Consider the following 20,484-nt stretch of genomic DNA (forward strand, 5'->3'; position numbering starts at 1 on the left):
ATCCTCCGCCTCATCTGGTCCAGGTCGTCCGGAGAGGATGACGAACAGCCCGACCGTAACTCGACAGGGCGCGACGAAGGTGGCGAAAAGTTTCTCCCGGCCCGTCAGCCGAGCAGCGACGGGTGCGGCTCGGGAGGCGCGCCGAGCTCGTCGCGGCGGCTGAGCGGGACGGTGCCGTCCACGTCGGTGACCCCGAGCCGCGCCCCGAGCTCCGCGCCGATGAGCGCGCGGCCGGAGTGGGCCATCAGGTCGGGTGAGGCGTAGAGCGCGGCGATCACCCGACCGGTGAACTGCGGGGATTCGCGCGGCACGGCCGACCGCGCGGCCGGCGGGAGCGTCGCGAGGTGGGCCTCGGCGCGCTCGGTGCGCAGGCCGCCCATCCAGATCGAGACCGCGGCGACGTGGTGCGGGCGCAGGTCTTTGGCCATGTCCGCGGCCATCTTGTCCGCGCCCGCCTTCTGCGCGCCGTAGGCCGGGCCCTGGTGGTAGGAGACCGCGCCGTAGTGACCGGTGTGGACGATCAGGCCGCGGCCGTTGGCCAGCAGCAGCGGCGCGGCGTGGTAGGCGGCGACGAAGTGCGAGCGCAGGCCGACCGTGATCAGGTCGGCCGCCTCGACGGGGTTGGCCCAGAACCCGCCGGGCCGCATCGGCTCGCCGACCTTCGCCGCGTTGTTCACGAGGATGTCGAGCCGGCCGTGCTCCCTCCCGACGCGGGCGAACAGCTCGGCGACCGCCTCGTCGTCGGCGTGGTCCACGACCACGGGCACGCCGGTGCCGCCGGCCTCGTCGATCAGCGCCGCGGTGCCGGCGACCGTGCCGCCGTGGGGCGAGTCGCCGGCTTTCGCGCTGCGGCCGGTGACGTAGACGGTCGCGCCGGTCGCGCCCAACGCCACGGCGATGCCCTTGCCGGCGCCGCGGCTCGCGCCGGTGACCACGGCGATCACGGGAGCCATGGGATCTCCTCTCCATCCGGACGTCGTGTCCGTTTCCTGTCGCCGACGATATGGACACCGCGTCCGGTTGTCACGGTGATAGCGGACACGGCGTCCGGATACACTCGGGGCGTGACCGGTCCGGCCAAACGCCGGCGCGCCGACGCGCGCCGCAACTACGACGTGCTCCTCGAAGCCGCGAAGGACGTCTTCGCGCGCCTGGGCACCGACGCACCGCTGGAGGTCGTCGCGCAGGAGGCGGGAGTCGGACGCGGCACGCTGTACCGGCACTTCCCGTCGCGCGAGCACGTGTTCGCCGCGATCATGCGCGACAGCGCCGATCTGCTCGCCGCGCGCGCCCGCGAACTGCTCGACGCGCCCGACGGCGCCGCCCGGCTCCCGGAGTGGCTGCGGCTCTACGACCGCGCCGCCACCGAGTACCCGGGCCTGAGCGGGCACGTCGGCAACGGGCTGGCCGACGACGGCTCCCCGGTCGCGACGACGTGCGCGCCGATGAAGGCGAGCTTCGCCGCGTTGCTCGACCGTGCCCGCGCCGAGGGCCACGTGCGGCCCGACGTGACGCCGACGCAGGTGCTCACCCTCGTCGGTGCCCTGCCGAAGGACCCGGCGACGGGCCGCACCGCCGAGCCCTACCTCGACGTCGTGCTGGAAGGGCTCCGCATCACCACGTGACGGGCAGCTCGTACACGCCGTACACGGAACCGTTGTGCTTGAACGGAATCTCGTCCAGGCCGGCCGCGAGGGCGAGCGTCGGGACGCGGCGGTAGAGCGTGTTGCAGACGACCTGCAGCTCCAGGCGCGCGAGCGGCTGCCCGAGGCACTGGTGCACGCCGAAGCCGAACGCCACGTGCCGGCGCGAGTCCGGGCGGCGCACGTCGAGCCCGTCGGGGTCGGGGAAGACGCTCTCGTCGCGGTTGGCGATGTCGTTGGCCATGATCAGGCCCTCGCCCGCGCGGATCGTCTCGCCGGCGATCTCGATGTCCTCGATCGCCACGCGACGGCGGCCGTTGTGCGTGATCGTGAGGTAGCGCAACAGTTCCTCGACCGCGCCGGCGATCACGGCCGGGTCGTCGGTCTCGCGGACCAGGGCGAGCTGGTCCGGGTGGCGCAGCAGGGTCAGCGTGCCGAGCGCGATCATGTTGGCCGTGGTCTCGTGGCCCGCGATCAGCAGCAGCACACCCATCTGCGCGGCCTCGGCGCGCGTGAGTTCCCCGGCCTCGACGCGGTCCGCGAGCCCGGACAGCAGGTCGTCCTGCCGGTGGGCGAGCTTCTCCCCCATCAGCTCGTCGAGGTACCCCAGGAGCGCGGCGTGCCCGGCGGCGCGCTCGGCCGGGTCGGCGTCGCGCTTGATGATGACCTTGCTGTTGGCCTGGAAGAAGTCGTGGTCGCGGTACGGCACGCCGAGCAGCTCGCAGATCACCAGCGAGGGCACCGGCAGCGCGAACGCCTCCACGAGGTCCACCGGGTTCGGCCCGGCGAGCATCGCGTCGAGCGAGTCGTCCACGATCTTCTGCACCGCCGGCCGCAGCGCCTCGATCCGCCGCACCGTGAACGGCGCCGTCACCATCCGGCGCAACCGCGCGTGCTCCGGGTTGTCCATCAGGATGAAGCTGATCGCCGACCCACCCGGCGGCAACGGCGCCGGGCTCGGGTAGCCCGGCCGCGTGATGTCCGCGCTCACCCGGGCGTCCGCCAGGAGGGCCCGCTGGTCCGCGTACCGCGTCACCAGCCACGGTGTGCTGCCGTCCCACAGCCGTACCCGTGCCAGCGGCCCGGCCTCCTGCAGCTCACGCGCCCGCGGCGGCGGGTCGAACGGGCACCCGGCCGCCCGGGCCATGGGGAAGCCGGGCACCTCGTCGGCGCCCGGGGTGGCCTGGTCCAGCGTGCTCGTCATGCGTTCCTCCGCGTCGGGTGGGGTTCTTCGGTCTGAAGTGGACGGTGCTGTGTGGTCAGCCGTCTCGCGGTGCGCCGCGGCCGGGGTGCAGGGCAGCGGCGGCGTTGACCCGGGCCCACGACGCACGGGGCTGCGGCGCCTGTCGCGGCGACCCGGCGCACGCACCTGAGCAGGCACGGCCGGCGGGCCTGTCCCCGGCGGTCGGTTGCCGTCCCGTCAACCGTGGCGAGCCGGCGCCCCGGCGGGCGAGTGCGCGTGCCGGGTTCGGGCGCTTGCCCGGGCACCCCAGCAGTCGTGCGCCGGCGCGGCCGGGGTGTGCGTCAGCGGGCATCGGGTGTCGCCGGGGCGAGCCAGAGGCCGACGATCGCGTCGACGAGGCCCGTGCCGGCGGTGGACCAGTCGGGGCGCGGGGTGGGGGTGGCTTCGGCGAGGGCGCGTTCGCGTTCGGCGCAGGTGTGGACCATGAGCAGGCGCGCCATGGCGTCGCGTTCGGTGCGGGCGGCGGGGGCGAGGTGGGGCAGGCAGGTGTCGAGGCCGTGGAGGATGCGGTGCAGCGCCGGTGCGCTCAGGGCCTCCTCGATCATGATCCCGCGCAGCGCGGGATCGGTCATCACCTGCGCGGCGAAACGCGCGAACCACGTCGGGGCGCGCAGGGCGGCCAGGTGCTCGGTGACCGGCCGCACCAGGCACTCGGCCCAGTCGCGCACGCCGGCGTCCTCGGGGACCCGCGCGACCATGCGCGCCCTCGTGAGCTCGATGCCCTCGGCGTGCTTGCGGACGATCGCGCGGACGAGGTCGGCTTTCGTGCCGAAGTGGTAGCCCACGGCGGCGTTGTTGCCCTGGCCCGCGGCCTCGCTGATCTGACGGTTGGACACCGCGTACACGCCGTGCTCGGCGAACAGCCGCTCGGCCGTGGCGAGGATCCGCTCCCGCGTCGTCTCCGCGCGGATCGCCTTCCCGGTCACTCCGGCCACTGTTGCTCCTCCCCACGTCACGCCTGCGGTTCGTGAACAGTCAACCGGATCTTCGCGAGTTAAGTCAAGCGCTTGAATTCAAACCGGTGGGTGGCGACCCCCTCCGGAAGGCGACCATGACCGAAGCACTCGAGATCACCACGTTCCACCTCGCCGGCGACTTCGGCGGCGCCGACTTCGTCGCGATGAACAAGGACGTGGACGCCTACCTCAAGACCCGCCCCGGCTTCCGCTGGCGGCGCATCACCCACGACGAGGACGGCACCGTCGTCGACGTCGTCGGGTGGGACGGCGGCGCCGACGCTCGCGCCGGCGCCGCCGGCATCATGACCGAGCTCGCCGGCTCCCCCGTGCACGCGATGATCGACCAGGCGACCGTCGACTTCCGGATCCTCCCGGTGATCCACCGCCTCGGCTGACGAGCGGTTACGCCGCCACGGGATACCGGTTCTGGAAGTCCAGTCGACGGTCGGCTCCCGTCGCCAGGCGGTCGAGTTCTTCGTCGAGCTTCAGGAACGTCTGCCACGCCTGCTCGCCGGAGGCCTCGGCGAGGCGGCCGACGACGAGCCGCTCCAGGTCCGGGATCCGTTTGGCCTTCCACACTTTGTCGGCCAGGCTGACCAGCAGGTCCTCGAGTTCGGTCCCGGGCCGGTCCCAGCAGCCGTGAGTCTGCGCGAACCGCGCCAGGCGCTCGTCGATGCCCTGTCCGAGCAGCAGCTCGTAGCCTGCCGCCTCGTGGTCCGAGCCGGGCCCGGACAGCTCGCGGGGGTGGCGGACCTTGCCGATGTCGTGGGTCGCGGCACCGAACAGCACCGCGGCCCGGTCGAACTCGACCGTCGGGTACGACCGCAGGAGCCAGGCGGTCAGGTCCCACGCGACGTCGTGCACCAGGCGCAGGTGGGCAGCCAGGCGCGGGGGCCTTCGAACGCCGCCAGCACTTCCGCCGCCGCCGGTGGCAGCGCCCGGACGGGTGGGTCGCCGGGATCGGTCAGAGCGCGGTGAAGCGCCTCGGTGGCCACCGGACCAGGGTAGTGCGGGGCGCCGCGGAGTAGCGTCGCGATGCGCGACAGACCAGCACGACAGGAGGAACCGGCGTGACGCCGATCGACGCCACCTTCAGCCTCGTCGACCACCACGGCACGGCCGTGACCGAGCGGGATTACCGCGGCAAGTGGGTCACGGTCCTCTTCGGTTTCACCCACTGCCGCATGGTGTGCCCGCGCGCGCTCGGCCGCCTCACGACCGCGCTGGACGAGCTGGGGCCGTCGGCCGACAAGGTGCGGCCGCTGTACATCACCGTCGACCCGGAGCGCGACTGTCCCGAGGTCGTGCGCGCCTACCTCGAAGGCGACCACCCGCGCTTCACCGGCCTCACCGGCACGCCCGAACAGATCGAGCGGGCCAAGCGCGCCTTCCGGGTTTTCGCGCGCCGCAAGGACGATCCCGTGGACCCCGACGGCTACGCGGTGCCGCACACCGCCATCACCTACGTGCTGGACCCCGACGGCGCCTACGCCACGCACCTCACCGACGGCCTCGACGACAGGACGTTCACCGAACGGCTGCGCGAAACCCTCGCCTGACCGGACCCGAAACCGGGGACCGGTTGCCGGGGACGCCCTGCAGCCGGCCCCGGCAACCGGGAGTCAGCTCAGCTTCGCCGGCACGTTGTACGCCTCCACCTGCAGCCGCGGGGACTTGACGGACCGCCGCGGCGCGACCGTGACCGTGCGGGACTCCCCTGGCAGCAGCCAGAAGTAGTTGTCGCCGTAGATCGTCGGCAGCACGCGGTCCTTGCCGTTGTTCTCGCGCAGCGACAGCCGCACCATCGCCGCCACGGTCTGGCCGGTGTTGCGGATCGTCGCGGTGTAACCGTCCTTGCCCGCCGACTTGAGGCTGGTGGACAGCTGCGTGCGCCCAAGCTGGTTGAGCGCGCGCATCGCCGTGTCCGCCTGGTAGCGCCAGTACGTGTTCTCCGAGACGACCGTGCCGTGCGAGTCCGTCATCGTCAGGCGCAGCAGGTGCAGCGCCGGCAGGTCCGCGCCGAACGGCACCGTGAACGCGGCGGTGCCCGAGATCGGGGCCACGTCGACCTTCTGCGTCTGCGCCGCACCCAGCGGCTTGCCGTCGAGCCCGTGCAGCTGCGCCGTGACGGTCATGCCGCTCATCGCGTCGGGCGTGTGGTTGATCGCCCGCACCTGCCACGTCGTCAGGTCGGCCTGTACGTGCCGCGCCTCGCAGCCCTTGCGGGAGCCGTAGTAGCTGCCGTTGACGTCGAGGTCGTAGTCGTAGGTTTGCCACACCGTGCTGTGCCAGGCCGGGTGCGACATCCACAGCAGCACGCCGGTGGCGTCGTTCCACAGCTTGGAGTTCCACGCCTCGAAGATCGCGCGCATGCTCTCGAAGTTCACGAACTGCGCCTTGCGGCAGAACTCCTCCAGGCTCGACGACGGCGCGAGCCGGGCGTCGATCGCCGCGAGGTAGGTCTGCGGCGACTGGTTGCCCTGAGTGGACCAGTCGTGCAGGAACCACGGCGCGCCGATCGGCCAGCCCGGGTCGCCGTCGCCGACGAGGTTGCGCATGCTCTCCACCACCGACACGGTGGGGATGCCGATCTCGCTCCAGAACCCGGCCTTGCCGCCGGTGGCCTCACCGGTGAAGTACTGCTTCGGGTCTAGCCAGCGGTACGGGCCGTCGCCGGTGATCACGCCGCCGGCGGAGTTGCTCTGGTACAGCAGGTCCGTGTTCTCCGTGACGATCTCGCGCAGCGCCTGGTCGATCACCGTCGGCGGCGTGCCCTCGTTGCAGCCGAACCACACCGCGACCGACGGGTGGGAGCGGTAGCGCAGCACCGTGTCCTTGGCCTGGGCCAGGAAGATGTCATGGTTGGCCGGGTCGGTGGAGAAACCGTCCCAGAACTCCGTCCACACGAGGATGCCGTAGCGGTCGCACGCTTCGAACAGCTCTTCGCGGTAGGAGGAGCCGATCCAGTTCCGCAGCATGGTGAAGTTCATGTCGCGGTGCATCGCGACGACGTTGTCCACCCGCTCCGGCGGCATCCGGCGCAGCAGCTCGTCCCAGCCCCAGCTGCCGCCGCGGCAGAACACCTTGACCCCGTTGACGATGAACGTCAGCGGCTTCGCGGAGTTGTCCACCGACGCCACGTCGGTCCAGCTGTCGCCGTCGGCCGAGACCTGGATCCGGAACGTCTGCGCGTACGCCGTCTCCCACGCCAGCACGACGCGGTCGAACGACGTCGTGGCGCCGAGGTCGACCTGCAGCCACTGGTTGTCGGCGTACTCCGACGTCCAGCGGGTCTTCGGGTCGCCGTCGAACGCGTTCTGCGGCGGGTTGCCGTCGGCGACCGTGGAGCTGGTGCCGGTCTTGCCCTGGGCGAGGTCGGTGCCGGCGTTCGCACTGTCCACCACGGACATCGTCCAGAGCGAGAAACCCCAGCCGGTGGCGCGTTTGTCGCACTGGACACGGACGTACTGCGCCCGCTGCGGCGCGAAGTCCACGGTCTGGGCGGCGACGCCGTCGACGGGCACGATCGGCACGTCGTAGGTGTAGGTGATCTGGCGGATGCCGAACTTGAGGCTCTTGCGGTCGCTCACCGCGGAGCCGATGGCGGCGGTCACGGTGAGGTCGTGCAGCGTCGCGTCACCGTAGCCGTTGGGCCACCACAGCTTCGGGTTCTTGATCCGCAGCTCGGGGAAGGCCGACGGCGCGAAGACGGCCGCGCCCTCCTCACCCGGGGCGACGGTGACCGTGCTGGACAACGAGATCCCGTCGAACGCCGCGGTGACCTTCACGCGCTGCGCCACCGAACCGGCGTTGCGGACGGGGACCGTGATGTTCACCTCGGCGACGTCGGTCGCGGGCAGGTTGGGCAGCTTGGTGTCCACCCGGGTGTCGCCCACCACGATCGCGCCGGTCGAGCGCAGCCGGACGTGGTTCCAGATGCCGGACGCGCGGTCGCGCACCGCGGGCATCCAGTCCCAGCCGGACACCGCGACGAGCGTGGGCGAGTTGGCGAACATCGTGCCACCCGCGTCCACGAAGGACTGCCCGGCCGGCCCCTTGTCGCCCGGGCTGCCCGGGAACGGCATCGGCGCGATCTTCACCGCGACGTTCTGGTCACCGGTGCGGCGCAGCGCGGCCGTGACGTCGAGCGCGGCCCGGCCGAACGGGTGCGCCAGGTTGCCGACGTGGGCGCCGTTGAGCCAGATGTCGGCTTCGTGGTTGACGCCGTCGAACTCCAGCCACACGTGCCGGCCCGCGGAGGTGTCGAGGCCGCGCGGCACGGAGAACGTGCGGCGGTACCACCAGGAGTGCCGCGACAGGGCCTCCGGGATGTGCATGTTGCCCATGCCCTTGACCGGGTCGGGCAGCTGGCCCTGGTCCACGAGCGAGCCGAGAACGGTGCCCGGCACGGACGCCGGCAGCCAGCCCCGCGTGTCGACCGCGGTGCCCGAAAGGACGGCGCCGTCGGTGCTCGGCGCCCAGTCCTGCATGGTGAGCACCCAGCCGGACTCCAGCGGCACGGAGCCGTCGGCGGCCACCGCCAGTGCCGGCGGGTTGTCGTGCCCGCGCACCGGGAACGACGTCCAGCCGCGCACCGCCGGGCGGTTGTCGCGGGTCGAGCCGTAGACCTGGAACCCGTTGAGCCCCAACGGGTTCGTGGTCGAGCCGGCGGAGCTCGTGAGCCGGATCCAGCGCGCGGTGACGGCCGGCTTCAGCGGGATGGTCACGACGCCGCCGGTGCCCTGCGCGGTGGCGTAGACGGTGCGCCAGGACTTGCCGTCCTGGGAGACGTCGAGGTCGAACACGGTCGCGTAGCTCGACTGGACCTCGGTGCCCTTCGTGTTGCTGCGCGAGGCGGTCGGGTCGAACGCCGGGTCGCCCGGGCGGGCCTCGAACGTGAGCACGACGGAGTCGACCTGGCAGCGTCCCTGCAGGTCCACGATGATCCACTGCGAGCCGCCGCCGGCCGCGCGCCAGCCCGAGCCCTGCACACCGACCTGCGCGAGGCCGTCCACCGCGAACTCCGCAGGGGTGGCCGCGTAGTCGGTGGAGGACACCTGCACGGGGCGGAACAGCGCCAGGTCGGTCGAGGTGTGCCCGTCGGTGACCGCGGGCGACGCGGGCGCCGCCGAAGCCACGCCGGGCAGCACCGCCGTCAGGCCGAACCCGGCCAGCAACCCGGTGCCGGCGGCCAGCACGCCCCGGCGCGACAGTGCCGAATCCGCGCCCGGCGCGCCGCTCTGGTCCAACGTCATGGGATCTCCCGCTCTCGAGGCAAAACCCGTCCACGTGACGCGGGGACCGCAGGCGTCGACGTCGACGGGTGACAACGTTGCCAGGAAGCTTCCCGGCCGCTCAGCCGCCCGTCAAGAAGACAAGAGAGACAAGAATCGGCCGTGATGACATCGATGTCGGAGGCCGGGCGGGCCCCGCTCGTCAAGAGCTGCGGGGGAAGGTGCGGTGCCCGGTTTGTCCGGCTGGGCGCGTCCGGGCGGAGTGGACGCGCCCAGCCGGACGGGTCATCGCACGAGCACCGCGTCGCCGATCGGGCGCTCGCCGGTGGCGTCCGACGGGTGGTTCACGAGCTGTCCCGCGACGGCCATGGCGGTGGAGCCGCCGCCGTCGAGGTTGAGCGCGTCGACCGCGCCGAGGCTGCGCATCAGCTGCGCACCCTCCTCGATCGTCACACCTTCGCTCACGCCGGGCTGACGGCCGTCGACGGTCACCAGCAGCAGGCGGCCGCGCGCGTCGAGCCCGGCCATCGTGCGCGGCTGGCGCTGCTCGGCCCAGGCGTAGCCGAACGACAGGTCCTTCGGGTCGAGCACACCCTCGGTGGCGGCGGCGATGGCCTGGCGGCCGTGCCGCAGCAGCACCGGTGCCGCGCTGACGATGCCGTCGCCGGCGCGCAGGTCGACCGGCCGGCCCGACGCGGTGCGCACGCGCTCGTCGACGGTCAGCCGGCGGCCGGCGACGGCGTGGGCGGCCAGCCACTCGGCGGCCGGGCCGATGCCCTGCACGGCGGAACCGCCGGCGGGCACCGCGCCGCCGCGCGCGCCCACGGTGAGCACGCGGCCGGTGCGGTCGAGCGTGACCTGCGTGCCCGCGCCGGCCGGCAGGGCGGCACCGAACTCGGCGGTGAAGAGCACGAGGTCGTCGGCGGTGGTGCAGGTGAAGTCCTGCCGCGGCTTCGTGGTCGGCGTCAGGCCGGACCGGCCGCAGTCGCGCACGACACCGGGCTTGCGGTTCACGCCTTCGACCGTGTGGGCCGCCGCACCGGAGCGCAGCGTCACGGTGGAGGTCAGGTTCTCGATGGACACGTCGCCGCGGTGGCCGAGGACCAGCGCCGCGCGGGCGCCGGACGACTGCGACTCGAGCTTGCCGTCGTACGCGGCGAGCCCGGCCGGCACACCCTGGAAGCCGTCGGCGTCGGCGGTCACGAAGAACCCGCCGTTCACGGCCACGAGCGCGCCGGTCTTCGCCGCGATCGACGACGTGGTCTCCCGCTGCGCCACCGTGCCGTCGTGCGTCGCCTCGATGCTGCCGTGGAAGCGGCCGCGGTCGATCACGGCGACGTGCACCCGTTCCGCGTCGGGCGCGGAGTCGGCGTCGTAGCCGGTCCACTCGGCCACGGCGCTGAACCCGGCCGCCTTGAGGGTCGACGCGGCGGCGGTGGCCGCTGCCTGCGTCGGGTACGAGCCGGTGCGCACGCGCACGCCCTCGACGCCGTGCGGGGTGTCGGAGAAGCCGGGCCACCGCACGGTGTCCTGCCGCGCCGGGTAACCCGCGGCCTGCAGCCGGGCGGCGGTGTCACGCGCCCACGCCACCGTGCCGAGCTCGGCGGTCGTCGCGGCGCCGGTGAGGATGTTCTCGGCCGGCGCGGTGATCGTGACCGTCCAGAACGGAGGGTGGGCCGAGCGGCTCAGCACACCGGTGCGCACGGTGACGCCCGGCGCGAGCACGTCGGTGGTCCAGGTGTAGCCGGCGGGACCGGGCACCGAAGCGTCGGCGGCCGGTGTGAGGACCGCCGCCGCCCCTGCGACGACGACGGCTGCCGCGAGCACGCGCCGAGCGCGTGACGAGGTGAACACTGTGGGTTTCTCCCTTGCCTCAAGCGGATCCGGGTGAGTCCACCCGGCGCGGTCGACCCGGACCTGTCCGGAGGCTGGAGCGGCGATGAACCTCTGCCGAACCGGATACGTACGTAGTTTCTCCGTAGGACTCCCGATGTGCCGGCGGGCTCGGGCCGCGACTCTGGGAGAGCACGAAGCACCACCGACACGGAGGCCCCCATGGCGATCGACTCCCTTCGCCAGCCGTGCCCGGTCTGCTTCCGGTCCACGGTCCTCATCAGTCACTGGTGGGGCCGCCAGTGGACGCACGTGGGTACCTGGCGCCCCGGCTGCGAGCCGGCCGGGCGTGACCGGGAAGCGTTGCACTCCCCCGCACCGGACACCAGACCGCCCGCAACGGATCTGGCTGCCTGAAAGGAAACCCGCCGCCGCGGAAAGGAGGTCCTCACTCTCCCCCCGATCGAGTGAGCCGACCCGCTGGACCCCGTACCACGGAGCACACGACGTGGTACGGGGTCCAGTGCCGCCCGGGGTAAAACGGACCAATCTGACATCGGCCACCGCGAGACGTACTCTCACTGCAACTCGTGGAGGTGGTCTCGATGGGGACGCTGCCCGCGGAGCTGACCAGCTTCATCGGCCGGCAGCGGGAACTGGTCGAGATCCGCAGGCTCCTCTCCGCGGGGCGCCTCGTCACGCTCACGGGAGCCGGGGGTGTCGGCAAGACCCGCCTCGCCGTGCGCGTCGCCGACCAGGTGGCGCACACGTTCCCCGACGACGTCTGGCTGATCGAGCTGGGCGACCTCCACGATCCCGCGCTGCTCGCCCAGACCGTCACCGCGACGTTCGGGATCCGCGACGCCGACGAGGACCCGCCGGGCCGGCTCGCCGAGTACTTGCGCGACAAGAGCCCGCTGCTCGTGCTCGACAACTGCGAGCACCTCGCCGAAGCGTGCGCACGGCTCGCACGCGACCTCCTCGCGCGCGCACCGGATCTCCGGATCCTCGCCACCAGCAGGCATGTGCTGGGCATCGAAGGAGAACGCGTCTACTCGGTGCCGCCGCTGGCGGTGCCGGAAGTCCACGACTTCGCCGACGCCATAGGCCTGGACGCGGTAACGCTGTTCACCGAACGGGCCGCCGCCGTATCGAGCGGGTTCACCCTCGACAGCACCAACTGGTCCACCGTCGTCGAGGTGTGCCGCCGCCTCGACGGGCTGCCGCTCGCGATCGAGCTCGCGGCCGTCTGGCTGCGCACCCTGGCGATCGACGAGCTGCTCGACCGGCTCGACGACACCTTCCAGCTGCTGAGCCCCAACCCGGTCGCGCCGCAGCGGCACAAGTCGCTGATGGGTACGATCGACTGGAGCTACCTGCTGTGCACGCCGCGTCAGCGGGTTTTGTGGACACGGCTGGTGGTGTTCTCCGGCGGCTTGCACCTGGCCGCGGCGGAGGAGGTGTGCTCCGGCGACGGCATCGAAGCCGGCGACGTGCTCGGCCTGCTGGCGGGGCTCGTGGACAAGTCCATCGTGCAGACCTCGGCCAACCGGGCGCCGACGCGCTTCCGCCTCCTGCAGACGATCCGTGAGTACGGCCGGCAGAAGCTGGCCGAAACGGGCGGCGAAGGGGCGCTGCGCGACCGGCACAGCGAGTACTTCCACCGCCTGGCCGGGCGCGCGCAGAGCGACTGGGACACGGGAGCCGGCCAGGTCGAGGTCTACGCGACGGTGCGGCGCGACCACGCCAACCTGCGCACGGCGCTCGACCACGACCTGGGCACGCCGGAGCGGTTCGAAGCGGGCCTCGACCTCGTCGTCGCGCTGCACTTCTTCTGGCTGCACTGCGGGCATCTCACCGAGGGGCGGCTGTGGCTCGCGCGGGCGCTGGGCGTGAACCCCCGGCCGAGCCGCGATCGCGCGCGGGCGTTGTGGATCAGCGCGTACGCCGCGTGCCTGATGGGCGAACCCCGCGCGGCGCTGCCGTTCATCCGCGAGGCCGAGGAGTGGGGCCGCCGCAGCGGCGACGAGGTCGTGCTCAGCTACACGGAGATGCTCACGGCCGCGTGCCGCTTCCTGGAGGGCGATTTCGCCACCGCCACGGCGTTGTTCCGCGAAGCGAACACCCGGTTCGCCGCGATTCCCGGCTACACCAGCATCAAGGTCCTCAGCCTGGGCACGGTGGCGCAGTCCGAGGCGTGGGGCGGTGACCCGGCGACGGCGGTGACCGTCGCGGACGAGGGCTTGGCCGCGTGCGAATCCACCGGTGAGCTCCGCGCCCGTACGCACCTGCTGTACGCGCGTTCGCTCGCGCAGTGGATGCTCGGCGAGCACGAGGCGGCGGAAACGGGGCTGCTGCGCGGACTTCGCACGGCACGGCTGTTCAACGACATCCTCGGGGCGGCCCTGTCGGTGGAGCTGTTGTCGTGGACCGCCGCCGCGACCGGCCGGACCGAGCTGGCGGCCGAGCGCCTCGGCGTGGCGAACCGCGTGTGGCCGCTCGTCGGCGGCAAGGCGATGCTCGGGCTGGGCCGCATGATCGACGAGCACGCCGCCTGCGAGCGCGAGGTGCGGGAAGCCCTGGGTGATGCCCGTTTTCGCACGGCGTTCAAGCTCGGTGTCGAGGCGTCGACCGGGTTCGAGGCCGCGCTCGCCCACCTGCTCGGTGAAAATGTCGCCCCGCCCGCTCGGGTCACGCCCGTCCGGGACACGTCGGAGCCGGAGCTCACGAGCCGCGAGCTCGAGGTGGCCGAGCTCGTGGCCGAGGGGCTGACGAACAAGGAGATCGCGCAACGGCTGGTGATCAGCCGCCGGACGGTGGAGTCCCATGTGGACCACATACTCGGCAAGCTGGGCTTCAGCTCGCGCAGCCGGATCCCGGCGTGGCTCGCGCAGCGGCGCGGCTGAGCCTCACCGCGCCGGCAGCCGGGACTCGATGCCGTCCAGGAGGAACCCGAGGCCGAGGTCGAACTGGGCGTCACGAGGCGGACCGGCCGGGTTCGTGAGCCACGCGGTGAGCAAGGGCACGGCGGGGTCCGCGGCGGCGAGGTCGCGCACGGACGCCAGCGCCTCGGTGAAGGCCTCGCCGGTGGGTTCGTGGCGCGCTTCTTCGGCTTCCTGCACGCCGCTGCCGAGGACGTGCCGGTCGATCAGCGCGGCGTACGTCATCGCGTCGGGCAGCGTGGCACCTCGCCCGGTGAGCACGGCGAGCATGAACTCGAGGCGCCGCATGAGGTGCGGGCCGGCGGGCGGACGCGTGTGCGCGAGCAGGGCGCACCACGGGTGCCGGCCGAGCATGCGCCGTGTGTCGAACGCGAGGGCGCGCAGGTCGGCCCGCCAGTCGCCGCTCGGGGCGGCGGGCACGGGGACCTCGGCGACGGCCGTGTCGAGCATGAGGTCACTGAGGCCTTCGCGGCTGTGGACGTAGCGGTAGAGCGCCATCGACGTGTAGGGGCCGAGCCGCGCGGCCACGGACTTCATCGTGACCGCGGCGCCTTCGTCGGCCAGGGCGATCGCGGCGGCGACGATCTCGTCGCGGCCGAGGGCGCGTTGGCGCGGCGGAGGCGGGGGCAGCGTCCAGATCAACGGGGGCTCTGCTGGCATGGCTTGAGTTTATCGCATATAGTTTGAGTTTATTAGTGAAACTTTCAGGGGGATGCGGTGACTGAAGCACTGCCGGGTGTCCGGCTGGGTGTGGTGCGGGGCATCAGTTACGGGCTGTTCGGCGAGCCGGACGAGTTCGTGCCGCAGGCTCGCGCGCTCGGCGCCGGGCTGCTGCGCGCCTACGTGTTCTGGAGCCAGGTCGAGCCGCGGCCCGGCGAGTACGACTGGACGGCGGTCGACACCCTGCTGGCGCAGCTCGGCGGCGACGAGGAGGTGTGGCTCACCGTCTGTTCCAGCTCACCGTGGGCGACGAAGGTGCCCACGGACTTCCTGCCGCCTTCGCCGGCGCACGACCCGGCCGCGTACCGGCGGTTCGTCCGGGAGCTGGTGCGCCACTGCGCGGGCCGGGTCAAGTTCTGGCAGTGCGACAACGAACCGAGCAACACCGGGCTGTTGTGGGCCGGGACGGCCGAGGAGTACGTCGGGCAGCTGGAGGTGCTGCACGACGTGGTCAGGGAGGTCGATCCGGCCGCGCTGGTCGTCCTCGGCGGGTGTGGTTACGACGTGCTCGCCAGCGAACCCGGCAGTGAGCCGCGGCGGTTCTTCGACCACCTCGTGTCCGCGGGGCGCGAGCACTTCGACGTGTTCAGCGTGCACCTCTACGGTGATCCGCTGACAGTGCCGTCCTCTGTGGACCAGGCGCGCGCGATGATGGCCGCGCACGGGGAGCCCAAGCCGATCGTCGCGGGCGAGCACGGCGGGCCGGTGCCGTTCGAGTTCCCGGAGCTGGAACCCGTGATGCAGCAGGCGTTCCTGAGCGCGCTCGCGGACGCGCCCGCCACGCAGAGCACCGGCGAGCTGCAGGAGCGCGCGGCGCGGGAGACGCCGGAACGCGCCGCGATGCGATCGCTGTACGCACGGATGGCCGAGCTGCCGCCGCGGCTGCAGATGTTCCTCGACGGCTGCCCGCCCGAGCTCGGCGCGCTGCGCGACCGGATCGGCTGCCGGCAGCTCGTGGTGCGGACGGTGCTGGCACTCGCGGCGGGGATCCGGCGCACGGCCTACTGGAACCTCGCGCCCGAGGTGCCCGGGCCGGTCGACCCGCTGCAGATGATGCACCTGCTGTTCGGGAAGCTGCCGCTGCTGGGCTACCGCGGCCGGTCCCTCGAGGTGCGGCGACCGATGGCGGACACGTTTTCCCTGGTCGTCGAGCGGTTCGCGGGGGTCGAGCGAGTGTCGCGAATGGACGCCGAGGTACCGGCGTACTCCGTCGAGCGCGCCGGGCGTGGTCCGCTGGTGGTGGTGTGGGACCAGCGCGACCCGGTGGACGGGGAGCACGAGCCGCCGGTCTCCGTGTGCCTGCCGTGGTCCGCGCCGGAGGCGAGCGCCGTCGACGCGTTCGGGGTGCCCGTCGCGACCGACGTCGCGGACGGCTCGGTGCGGCTGGCCGTGTCGCTCACGCCGGTGTTCGTCGGCGGCGCGTGACGCGGGAACTACGATGCGCTGGTGGAACTGCGCCAGCTGCGGTACTTCGTCGCCGTCGCCGAGGAGATGAACTTCGGGCGGGCCGCGGAACGGCTGCACATCGCCGGGCCTTCGCTCTCCCAGCAGATCAAGGCGCTCGAGCGCGACCTGGGCGTGCGGCTGTTCGACCGGGACCGCCGTTCGGTGGCGCTGACCACGATCGGCGAGTCGCTGCTGCCGGGCGCCCGCGCGCTGCTGCAGCAGGCGGACGACCTGCGCCGCCAGGCCACGGGGCTGTCGGGCACCGAGGCCGTGCGCCTCGGCTACGTGAACTGGCGGCCCGCCGACCTCGTCGAACGCACCGCCGGCGTCGCGCGCGTGCAGGTCGACGCGTGGGTGCTGCCTTCGCACGCGCAGGCCGGGCGGGTCGCCGACGGCAGCATCGACCTGGCCATCTGCTGGGTTCAGACGCCCGACCTCGCCGACCAGGACCTCACCGCGCGGCTGATCGGCGCCGACCACCTCTACGCGGTGTCCACCGGCACCGACACCTCACCCGTCGCGGCGAAGGACCTGGCGGTGCTGGTCGACTCCGACACGCTCAGCTGGTCGTCGTGGAACCTCTACGCCGGTCAGTTCGCCCGCGACACCGGCGCCACCGTCGTGCAGACCGACGACGGCGGTGTCACCGGCCCCGCGTTCTTCGAGCACGTCCGCCGCCTGCGCCGGCCCGTGGTCAACTCGCCGAAGGGCCAGACCACTCCCCTGCCGCCGGACCTGGTGCGCCGCCCCATCGTCGACCCGACCCCGTGCTGGACCTGGTCGCTCGTCACCCGCCGCGACGACACCCGCGCTTCCGTGCGCGCCGTCGTCGACGCCCTCACCACGGACCTCGGCACCTTTGGTCTCGACGACTCCACGTGGCTGCCCGCGACCGACCCGTACTCGCGGCGCACGGCCGACCCCGTGTGAGCCCCGGCCTCCGACGTGCGAGTGAGCCGGTCGTGGCGCCCCTCGGCCCGTGCGGCGCAGGATCTCCCTGTCGGATACGGCTTCGCGAGGAGACAGCCATGCAGGAGTTCCTGGTCCGCATCACCACCACCGTCCCCGACGGCACCGCCCCGGCCGAGGTCGACCGCCGCCGCGCCGCCGAAGCCGTGCGCGCCCGCGAGCTGGCCGCCACCGGCCACCTCGGCCGCCTGTGGCGCCCGGTCGGTGAGCTGCGCAGCATCGGCCTCTGGCGCGCCGACACCGAAGCCGCCCTCCGCAGCGACGTCCTGGGCACGCTCCCCCTGCACGACTGGATGACCGTCGAGATCACGGTCCTGGAACCGCATCCGAACGACCCGGGCCCGAAAGCCTGAACCGGCCGCCGCCTCCGCCCGACCCACGCGGGCGGCGAGGACGTCCGGCCGGAGCCTCAGCGGGAGCGCCTCGACGTCCGGCGTCAGCGGGCCGGCTGCGCTCCCGTCGCGAAGCGCGCCGACGCGGCGAGCAGCGCGTCCAGTGCGGCCCGGATCCCTCTGTGCTCCTCCTCGCCCGCGCGGCAGATCGCCACGATCGTGCGCGACAACGCGGGTCGCGTGGTCAGGATCCGCACCCCGGCCGGCGGCGTACCACGGGCCAGGCGAGGCACGAGCGCGGCGCCCGCGTTGCCGGCGACCAGCGCCAGCTGCGTCGGATAACCGCCGACGGTGCAGCTGATCTTCGGCTCCAGCTGCTGCGCCCGCAGGACGTGGACAAGCCATTCGTAGCAGCCCGAGCCGGCGGTCCAGGCGATCCAGGGCACGTCGTCGACCTCGGCGAGGTCGACGGTACGGCGGTGCGCGAGGCGGTGGGTGCCGGGGAGCGCGAGGTCGGCCACGTCGGAGAAGAGCGTGGTGGCGGTGACCGTCGGCGGGAGCACCGTGGGGCGGTCCGCCCAGCTCTCGGCCACGGCGATGTCGAGATCGCCCGCCACGACCTGGGGCAGGGTCTGCTCGGCCTCGCCCTCGCGCAGGGTCACCTCGAGGCGCGGGTGCTGGGCGGCGAGCGTCGCGAGGGCCGGCGGCAGGAGGGCGTGGATGGTCGTCGGGATCGCGCCAAGGCGCAGCGGGCCGAGCACGTCTTCGTTCAGCAGCTCCAGATCCGACCGCGCCTGCGCGACCTGGGCCAGGATCCGGCCGGCGTGCCCGGCGAGCACCTGGCCCGCGCGCGTGAGCCGCACGCCGCGGCCGCGGGGTTCGAGCAGCGCCTGCCCGGCCTCGCGTTCCAGCTTCGCGAGCTGCTGCGACACCCCGGACGGCGTGACGTGCAGCGACGCGGCCGCCGCGGCCACCGAGCCGTGCTGGGCGACCGCGTGCAGGGCGCGCATCCGGTCGAGGCTGAACACGGTAGTGATGCTACCGAGTTCCGCTCAGGAACATTCGCTTGTCCTTGACAGTCGTGCACCGCAGGCTTGGGGGGTGACCACGACCGAGCTCCCGTCGCGTCCCCCGGTGGCCGGGCCGATCACCGTTCTCACCGAACGGATCGACCCACGCCTGCTCGCGGCGGCCGGCAGCCTCTGCATCGCGCTGTCGTCGGTGTTCATCAAGGTGTCGGGCACGAGCGGCTCCACGAGCTCGTTCTGGCGGTGCCTGCTCTCGATCCCCGTGCTGGCCGCGCTCGCCTTCTGGGAGTGGCGGCGCACGGGCGTGCGGCCGAAGATCCTGTTCCCGCTGCTGGGCGGCATCGGTCTCGGCCTCGACTTCGTGCTGTGGGGCGAGTCGATCCCCCGTGTCGGCGCCGGGATCGCGACGGTCCTGCTCGGCGTGCAGGTCGTGATCGTGCCGCTGCTGGCGTTGCTGTTCCTCGCCGAACGCCCCGGCCGCCGCTTCCTGCTGACCGCCCCGGCGCTGCTCGTCGGCATCGTGCTGAGCGGCGGGTTCCTCGGCAAGAGCGCCGTCGGCTCCGATCCGCTCAGCGGAGCGCTCCTCGCGCTGGCCGCGGGCGCGGGCTACTCCTGCTACCTGCTGTTCATCAGGCTCAGCAGCGGCCCCTCCACCCAGATCCGGTCGCTGCTGCTGGCGACGCTCTCGGCCGGCGCCGTCGCGGTCGCGCTCGGCGTGCCCACCCACCGGCTCGACTTCGCGCCGGGGTGGCCCGCGTTCGGCTGGCTCGTGGCGCTCGCGCTCGTGGGCCAGGTTGTCGGCTGGCTGCTCATCGCCGCCGGGCTGCCGCGGATGACGTCCGCGACGGGCTCGGTCCTGATGCTGCTGCAGCCGATCGGCGCGGTCGTCTACGGCATCGTGCTGCTCGGCGAGGAGCCGACGGTGCTGCAGCTGGCCGGTTGCGCGGTCGTCGTGGCGGCGGTGTGTTTCGCCGGCCGCGCGCCGCGGGAGGTCAGCTCCGTGGGAACGCCAGCCCCGCCGACGCGAGGATGGCGCCCACGAGCTCGCGCGCCTCGTCGCGACGGAACTCGATGACGTCCGGCGTGCCCAGCAGCTCTTCTTCGAGCTGCTCCACCGGCCACGTCACCACGGTGCCGTGCCGCGCGAGCAGCAGCCCGACGTCGCGGATCCGGTAGAGGTCCCCGACGTCGAGCCACGCGTACAGCAGCAGCTGCCACAGCCAGCGGCCGACGCGGTCGGGATCGCGTACGCCGACCACGGTTTTCACGTCGAGCAGCGTCGCCGTGCCGTCGCCGATCCCGCCGGCCGGGTCGATCGCGCCCAGCAGCACGTCGCCGTCGGCCCAGCCGGGCACGATCGTGGGCCCGGCGATGCCGAGCTGCGCGCCCTCCGGCGGGTTCCCGCCCATCCGGCGCAGCTCCCACAAAGCGCCCCGGTCGTGCAGCCGCTTCGCGATTTCCGCCAGTTCCGAGATCTGGTCGTCCGTCGCCAGCCCGCGCAGCGCGTCGACGCTCGCGCCGCCGCCGTCGACGACCCGCGCCAGCCGCGGGTCGATCCCGCCCGAGCGGTAGACGTCCTCGCACGCCGAGAGCACGAAGTTCGTCCGCGCCAGGCCGGCCTCGACTCCCGGCGGCCCGAGCGTGCCCGGCGGCGCGTGCCGGTCCTGGTAGGCGCGCGTGCGGTCGAAGAACTCGGCCCACGCGTCGGCCACGCCGGGCAGCGGCTCGGCGACCGCGCCGCCGAGCCGATCACCGAGATCCAGCCACGTCGTCGCGGCGGGCCGGACGCCGAGCGCGCGGGCGCGGAACTCGGCCGGCAACCCGCGGTGCGTCGGGTACTCGGCGGCCTGCGCGTGCGCCCACGCCCCAGTGGCCCACTGCGCGCCGACGAGCCCGAGCAGCGCGTAGTACGGCGGCGCCGGCTGCACGAGATCGGCCACGCGCTGCCCGAACGCGCCCCCGATCTCCGCCCAGTGGCGGCGCGGGACGTCGCGGGCGGCCGGGCGGACCGGGCGCACGTCCTGCACCGCCGCCTCGACCCGGGTCGCCACGGCGGGGGTGCCGGTGAACACGCGGGCGCACCAGGACGTGAGGACGCTCGCCGGGTCGGCCAGCTCCGAGGTCAGCGACACGCG

Annotated in this window: 17 protein-coding genes; 8 read left to right on the forward strand and 9 right to left on the reverse strand. The window is 73.0% G+C overall.

Annotated features, from left to right (window positions below; translation table 11 throughout):
• Positions 1–104 precede the first annotated feature (104 nt).
• Positions 105–953, reverse strand: coding sequence for an SDR family NAD(P)-dependent oxidoreductase (locus tag AB0K15_RS31215; RefSeq protein WP_364058369.1), 849 nt, complete (start codon positions 951–953; stop codon positions 105–107).
• A gap of 111 nt (positions 954–1,064) precedes the next feature.
• On the opposite strand from AB0K15_RS31215, the gene AB0K15_RS31220 reads away from it, so the two are divergent.
• Positions 1,065–1,625, forward strand: a complete 561-nt coding sequence (locus tag AB0K15_RS31220) for a TetR/AcrR family transcriptional regulator (protein ID WP_364058371.1) — start codon at positions 1,065–1,067, stop codon at positions 1,623–1,625.
• Here the strand turns inward: AB0K15_RS31220 and AB0K15_RS31225 are convergent.
• Complete coding sequence (locus AB0K15_RS31225; protein ID WP_364058373.1) at positions 1,615–2,847, reverse strand: cytochrome P450; 1,233 nt, start codon at positions 2,845–2,847, stop codon at positions 1,615–1,617. The genes AB0K15_RS31220 and AB0K15_RS31225 overlap by 11 nt on opposite strands.
• 320 nt (positions 2,848–3,167) lie before the next feature.
• Positions 3,168–3,812 (reverse strand): helix-turn-helix domain-containing protein, encoded by a 645-nt coding sequence (locus tag AB0K15_RS31230; protein WP_364058704.1) that lies wholly within the window; start codon positions 3,810–3,812, stop codon positions 3,168–3,170.
• Between the two features lie 125 nt (positions 3,813–3,937).
• Between AB0K15_RS31230 and AB0K15_RS31235 the strand changes: the two genes are divergently transcribed.
• Positions 3,938–4,240 (forward strand): hypothetical protein, encoded by a 303-nt coding sequence (locus AB0K15_RS31235; RefSeq protein ID WP_364058376.1) that lies wholly within the window; start codon positions 3,938–3,940, stop codon positions 4,238–4,240.
• A gap of 7 nt (positions 4,241–4,247) precedes the next feature.
• Here the strand turns inward: AB0K15_RS31235 and AB0K15_RS31240 are convergent, their stop codons facing one another.
• Positions 4,248–4,709: an HD domain-containing protein gene (locus AB0K15_RS31240; RefSeq protein ID WP_364058379.1), complete on the reverse strand. Its 462-nt coding sequence runs from the start codon at positions 4,707–4,709 to the stop codon at positions 4,248–4,250.
• Positions 4,710–4,915: 206 nt separating this feature from the next.
• On the opposite strand from AB0K15_RS31240, the gene AB0K15_RS31245 reads away from it, so the two are divergent.
• Positions 4,916–5,404, forward strand: a complete 489-nt coding sequence (locus tag AB0K15_RS31245; protein WP_364058382.1) for an SCO family protein — start codon at positions 4,916–4,918, stop codon at positions 5,402–5,404.
• Positions 5,405–5,467: 63 nt separating this feature from the next.
• On the opposite strand, the gene AB0K15_RS31250 is transcribed toward AB0K15_RS31245, so the two are convergent.
• Complete coding sequence (locus AB0K15_RS31250; protein ID WP_364058385.1) at positions 5,468–9,100, reverse strand: discoidin domain-containing protein; 3,633 nt, start codon at positions 9,098–9,100, stop codon at positions 5,468–5,470.
• A gap of 264 nt (positions 9,101–9,364) precedes the next feature.
• Entirely contained in the window at positions 9,365–10,933 is a 1,569-nt protein-coding gene (locus tag AB0K15_RS31255; protein WP_364058389.1) for a phosphodiester glycosidase family protein, read from the reverse strand.
• A 584-nt stretch (positions 10,934–11,517) separates the two neighbouring features.
• Between AB0K15_RS31255 and AB0K15_RS31260 the strand changes: the two genes are divergently transcribed.
• Positions 11,518–13,818, forward strand: a complete 2,301-nt coding sequence (locus AB0K15_RS31260; RefSeq protein WP_364058392.1) for a LuxR C-terminal-related transcriptional regulator — start codon at positions 11,518–11,520, stop codon at positions 13,816–13,818.
• Between the two features lie 3 nt (positions 13,819–13,821).
• Here AB0K15_RS31260 and AB0K15_RS31265 read toward each other — a convergent pair whose 3' ends face one another.
• Positions 13,822–14,514, reverse strand: coding sequence for a TetR/AcrR family transcriptional regulator C-terminal domain-containing protein (locus tag AB0K15_RS31265; RefSeq protein WP_364058395.1), 693 nt, complete (start codon positions 14,512–14,514; stop codon positions 13,822–13,824).
• Positions 14,515–14,571: 57 nt separating this feature from the next.
• On the opposite strand from AB0K15_RS31265, the gene AB0K15_RS31270 reads away from it, so the two are divergent.
• The 3 genes from AB0K15_RS31270 to AB0K15_RS31280 all read left to right on the forward strand — a co-directional run bounded on the left by AB0K15_RS31270 (position 14,572) and on the right by AB0K15_RS31280 (position 17,342).
• A complete protein-coding gene (locus AB0K15_RS31270; protein ID WP_364058398.1) occupies positions 14,572–15,999 on the forward strand; it encodes a hypothetical protein in 1,428 nt (475 codons plus the stop codon).
• A gap of 21 nt (positions 16,000–16,020) precedes the next feature.
• On the forward strand, positions 16,021–16,950 hold the full coding sequence (locus AB0K15_RS31275; protein ID WP_364058400.1) for a LysR family transcriptional regulator: 930 nt from the start codon (positions 16,021–16,023) through the stop codon (positions 16,948–16,950).
• A gap of 98 nt (positions 16,951–17,048) precedes the next feature.
• A complete protein-coding gene (locus AB0K15_RS31280) occupies positions 17,049–17,342 on the forward strand; it encodes a muconolactone Delta-isomerase family protein (protein ID WP_364058403.1) in 294 nt (97 codons plus the stop codon).
• Positions 17,343–17,425: 83 nt separating this feature from the next.
• Here AB0K15_RS31280 and AB0K15_RS31285 read toward each other — a convergent pair whose 3' ends face one another.
• Positions 17,426–18,349: a LysR family transcriptional regulator gene (locus AB0K15_RS31285; protein WP_364058406.1), complete on the reverse strand. Its 924-nt coding sequence runs from the start codon at positions 18,347–18,349 to the stop codon at positions 17,426–17,428.
• A gap of 73 nt (positions 18,350–18,422) precedes the next feature.
• Between AB0K15_RS31285 and AB0K15_RS31290 the strand changes: the two genes are divergently transcribed.
• The gene (locus AB0K15_RS31290) at positions 18,423–19,424 is read left to right on the forward strand and encodes a DMT family transporter (RefSeq protein WP_364058409.1); all 1,002 of its coding nucleotides are present in this window, start codon (positions 18,423–18,425) and stop codon (positions 19,422–19,424) included.
• Here the strand turns inward: AB0K15_RS31290 and AB0K15_RS31295 are convergent.
• Positions 19,342–20,481: a hypothetical protein gene (locus tag AB0K15_RS31295; RefSeq protein WP_364058412.1), complete on the reverse strand. Its 1,140-nt coding sequence runs from the start codon at positions 20,479–20,481 to the stop codon at positions 19,342–19,344. The two genes, AB0K15_RS31290 and AB0K15_RS31295, sit on opposite strands and share 83 nt — an antisense overlap.
• Positions 20,482–20,484 lie beyond the last annotated feature (3 nt).

Source organism: Amycolatopsis sp. NPDC049253, from assembly GCF_040678995.1.
Taxonomy (GTDB): domain Bacteria; phylum Actinomycetota; class Actinomycetes; order Mycobacteriales; family Pseudonocardiaceae; genus Amycolatopsis.

What these genes read in the sequence shown, in the direction of transcription:
- AB0K15_RS31215 (WP_364058369.1), bottom strand. Translation starts at nt 953, where the DNA reads ATGGCTCCCGTGATCGCCGTGGTCACCGGCGCGAGCCGCGGCGCCGGC.
- AB0K15_RS31225 (WP_364058373.1), bottom strand. Translation starts at nt 2,847, where the DNA reads ATGACGAGCACGCTGGACCAGGCCACCCCGGGCGCCGACGAGGTGCCC.
- AB0K15_RS31235 (WP_364058376.1), top strand. Translation starts at nt 3,938, where the DNA reads ATGACCGAAGCACTCGAGATCACCACGTTCCACCTCGCCGGCGACTTC.
- AB0K15_RS31250 (WP_364058385.1), bottom strand. Translation starts at nt 9,100, where the DNA reads ATGACGTTGGACCAGAGCGGCGCGCCGGGCGCGGATTCGGCACTGTCG.
- AB0K15_RS31260 (WP_364058392.1), top strand. Translation starts at nt 11,518, where the DNA reads ATGGGGACGCTGCCCGCGGAGCTGACCAGCTTCATCGGCCGGCAGCGG.
- AB0K15_RS31265 (WP_364058395.1), bottom strand. Translation starts at nt 14,514, where the DNA reads ATGCCAGCAGAGCCCCCGTTGATCTGGACGCTGCCCCCGCCTCCGCCG.
- AB0K15_RS31280 (WP_364058403.1), top strand. Translation starts at nt 17,049, where the DNA reads ATGCAGGAGTTCCTGGTCCGCATCACCACCACCGTCCCCGACGGCACC.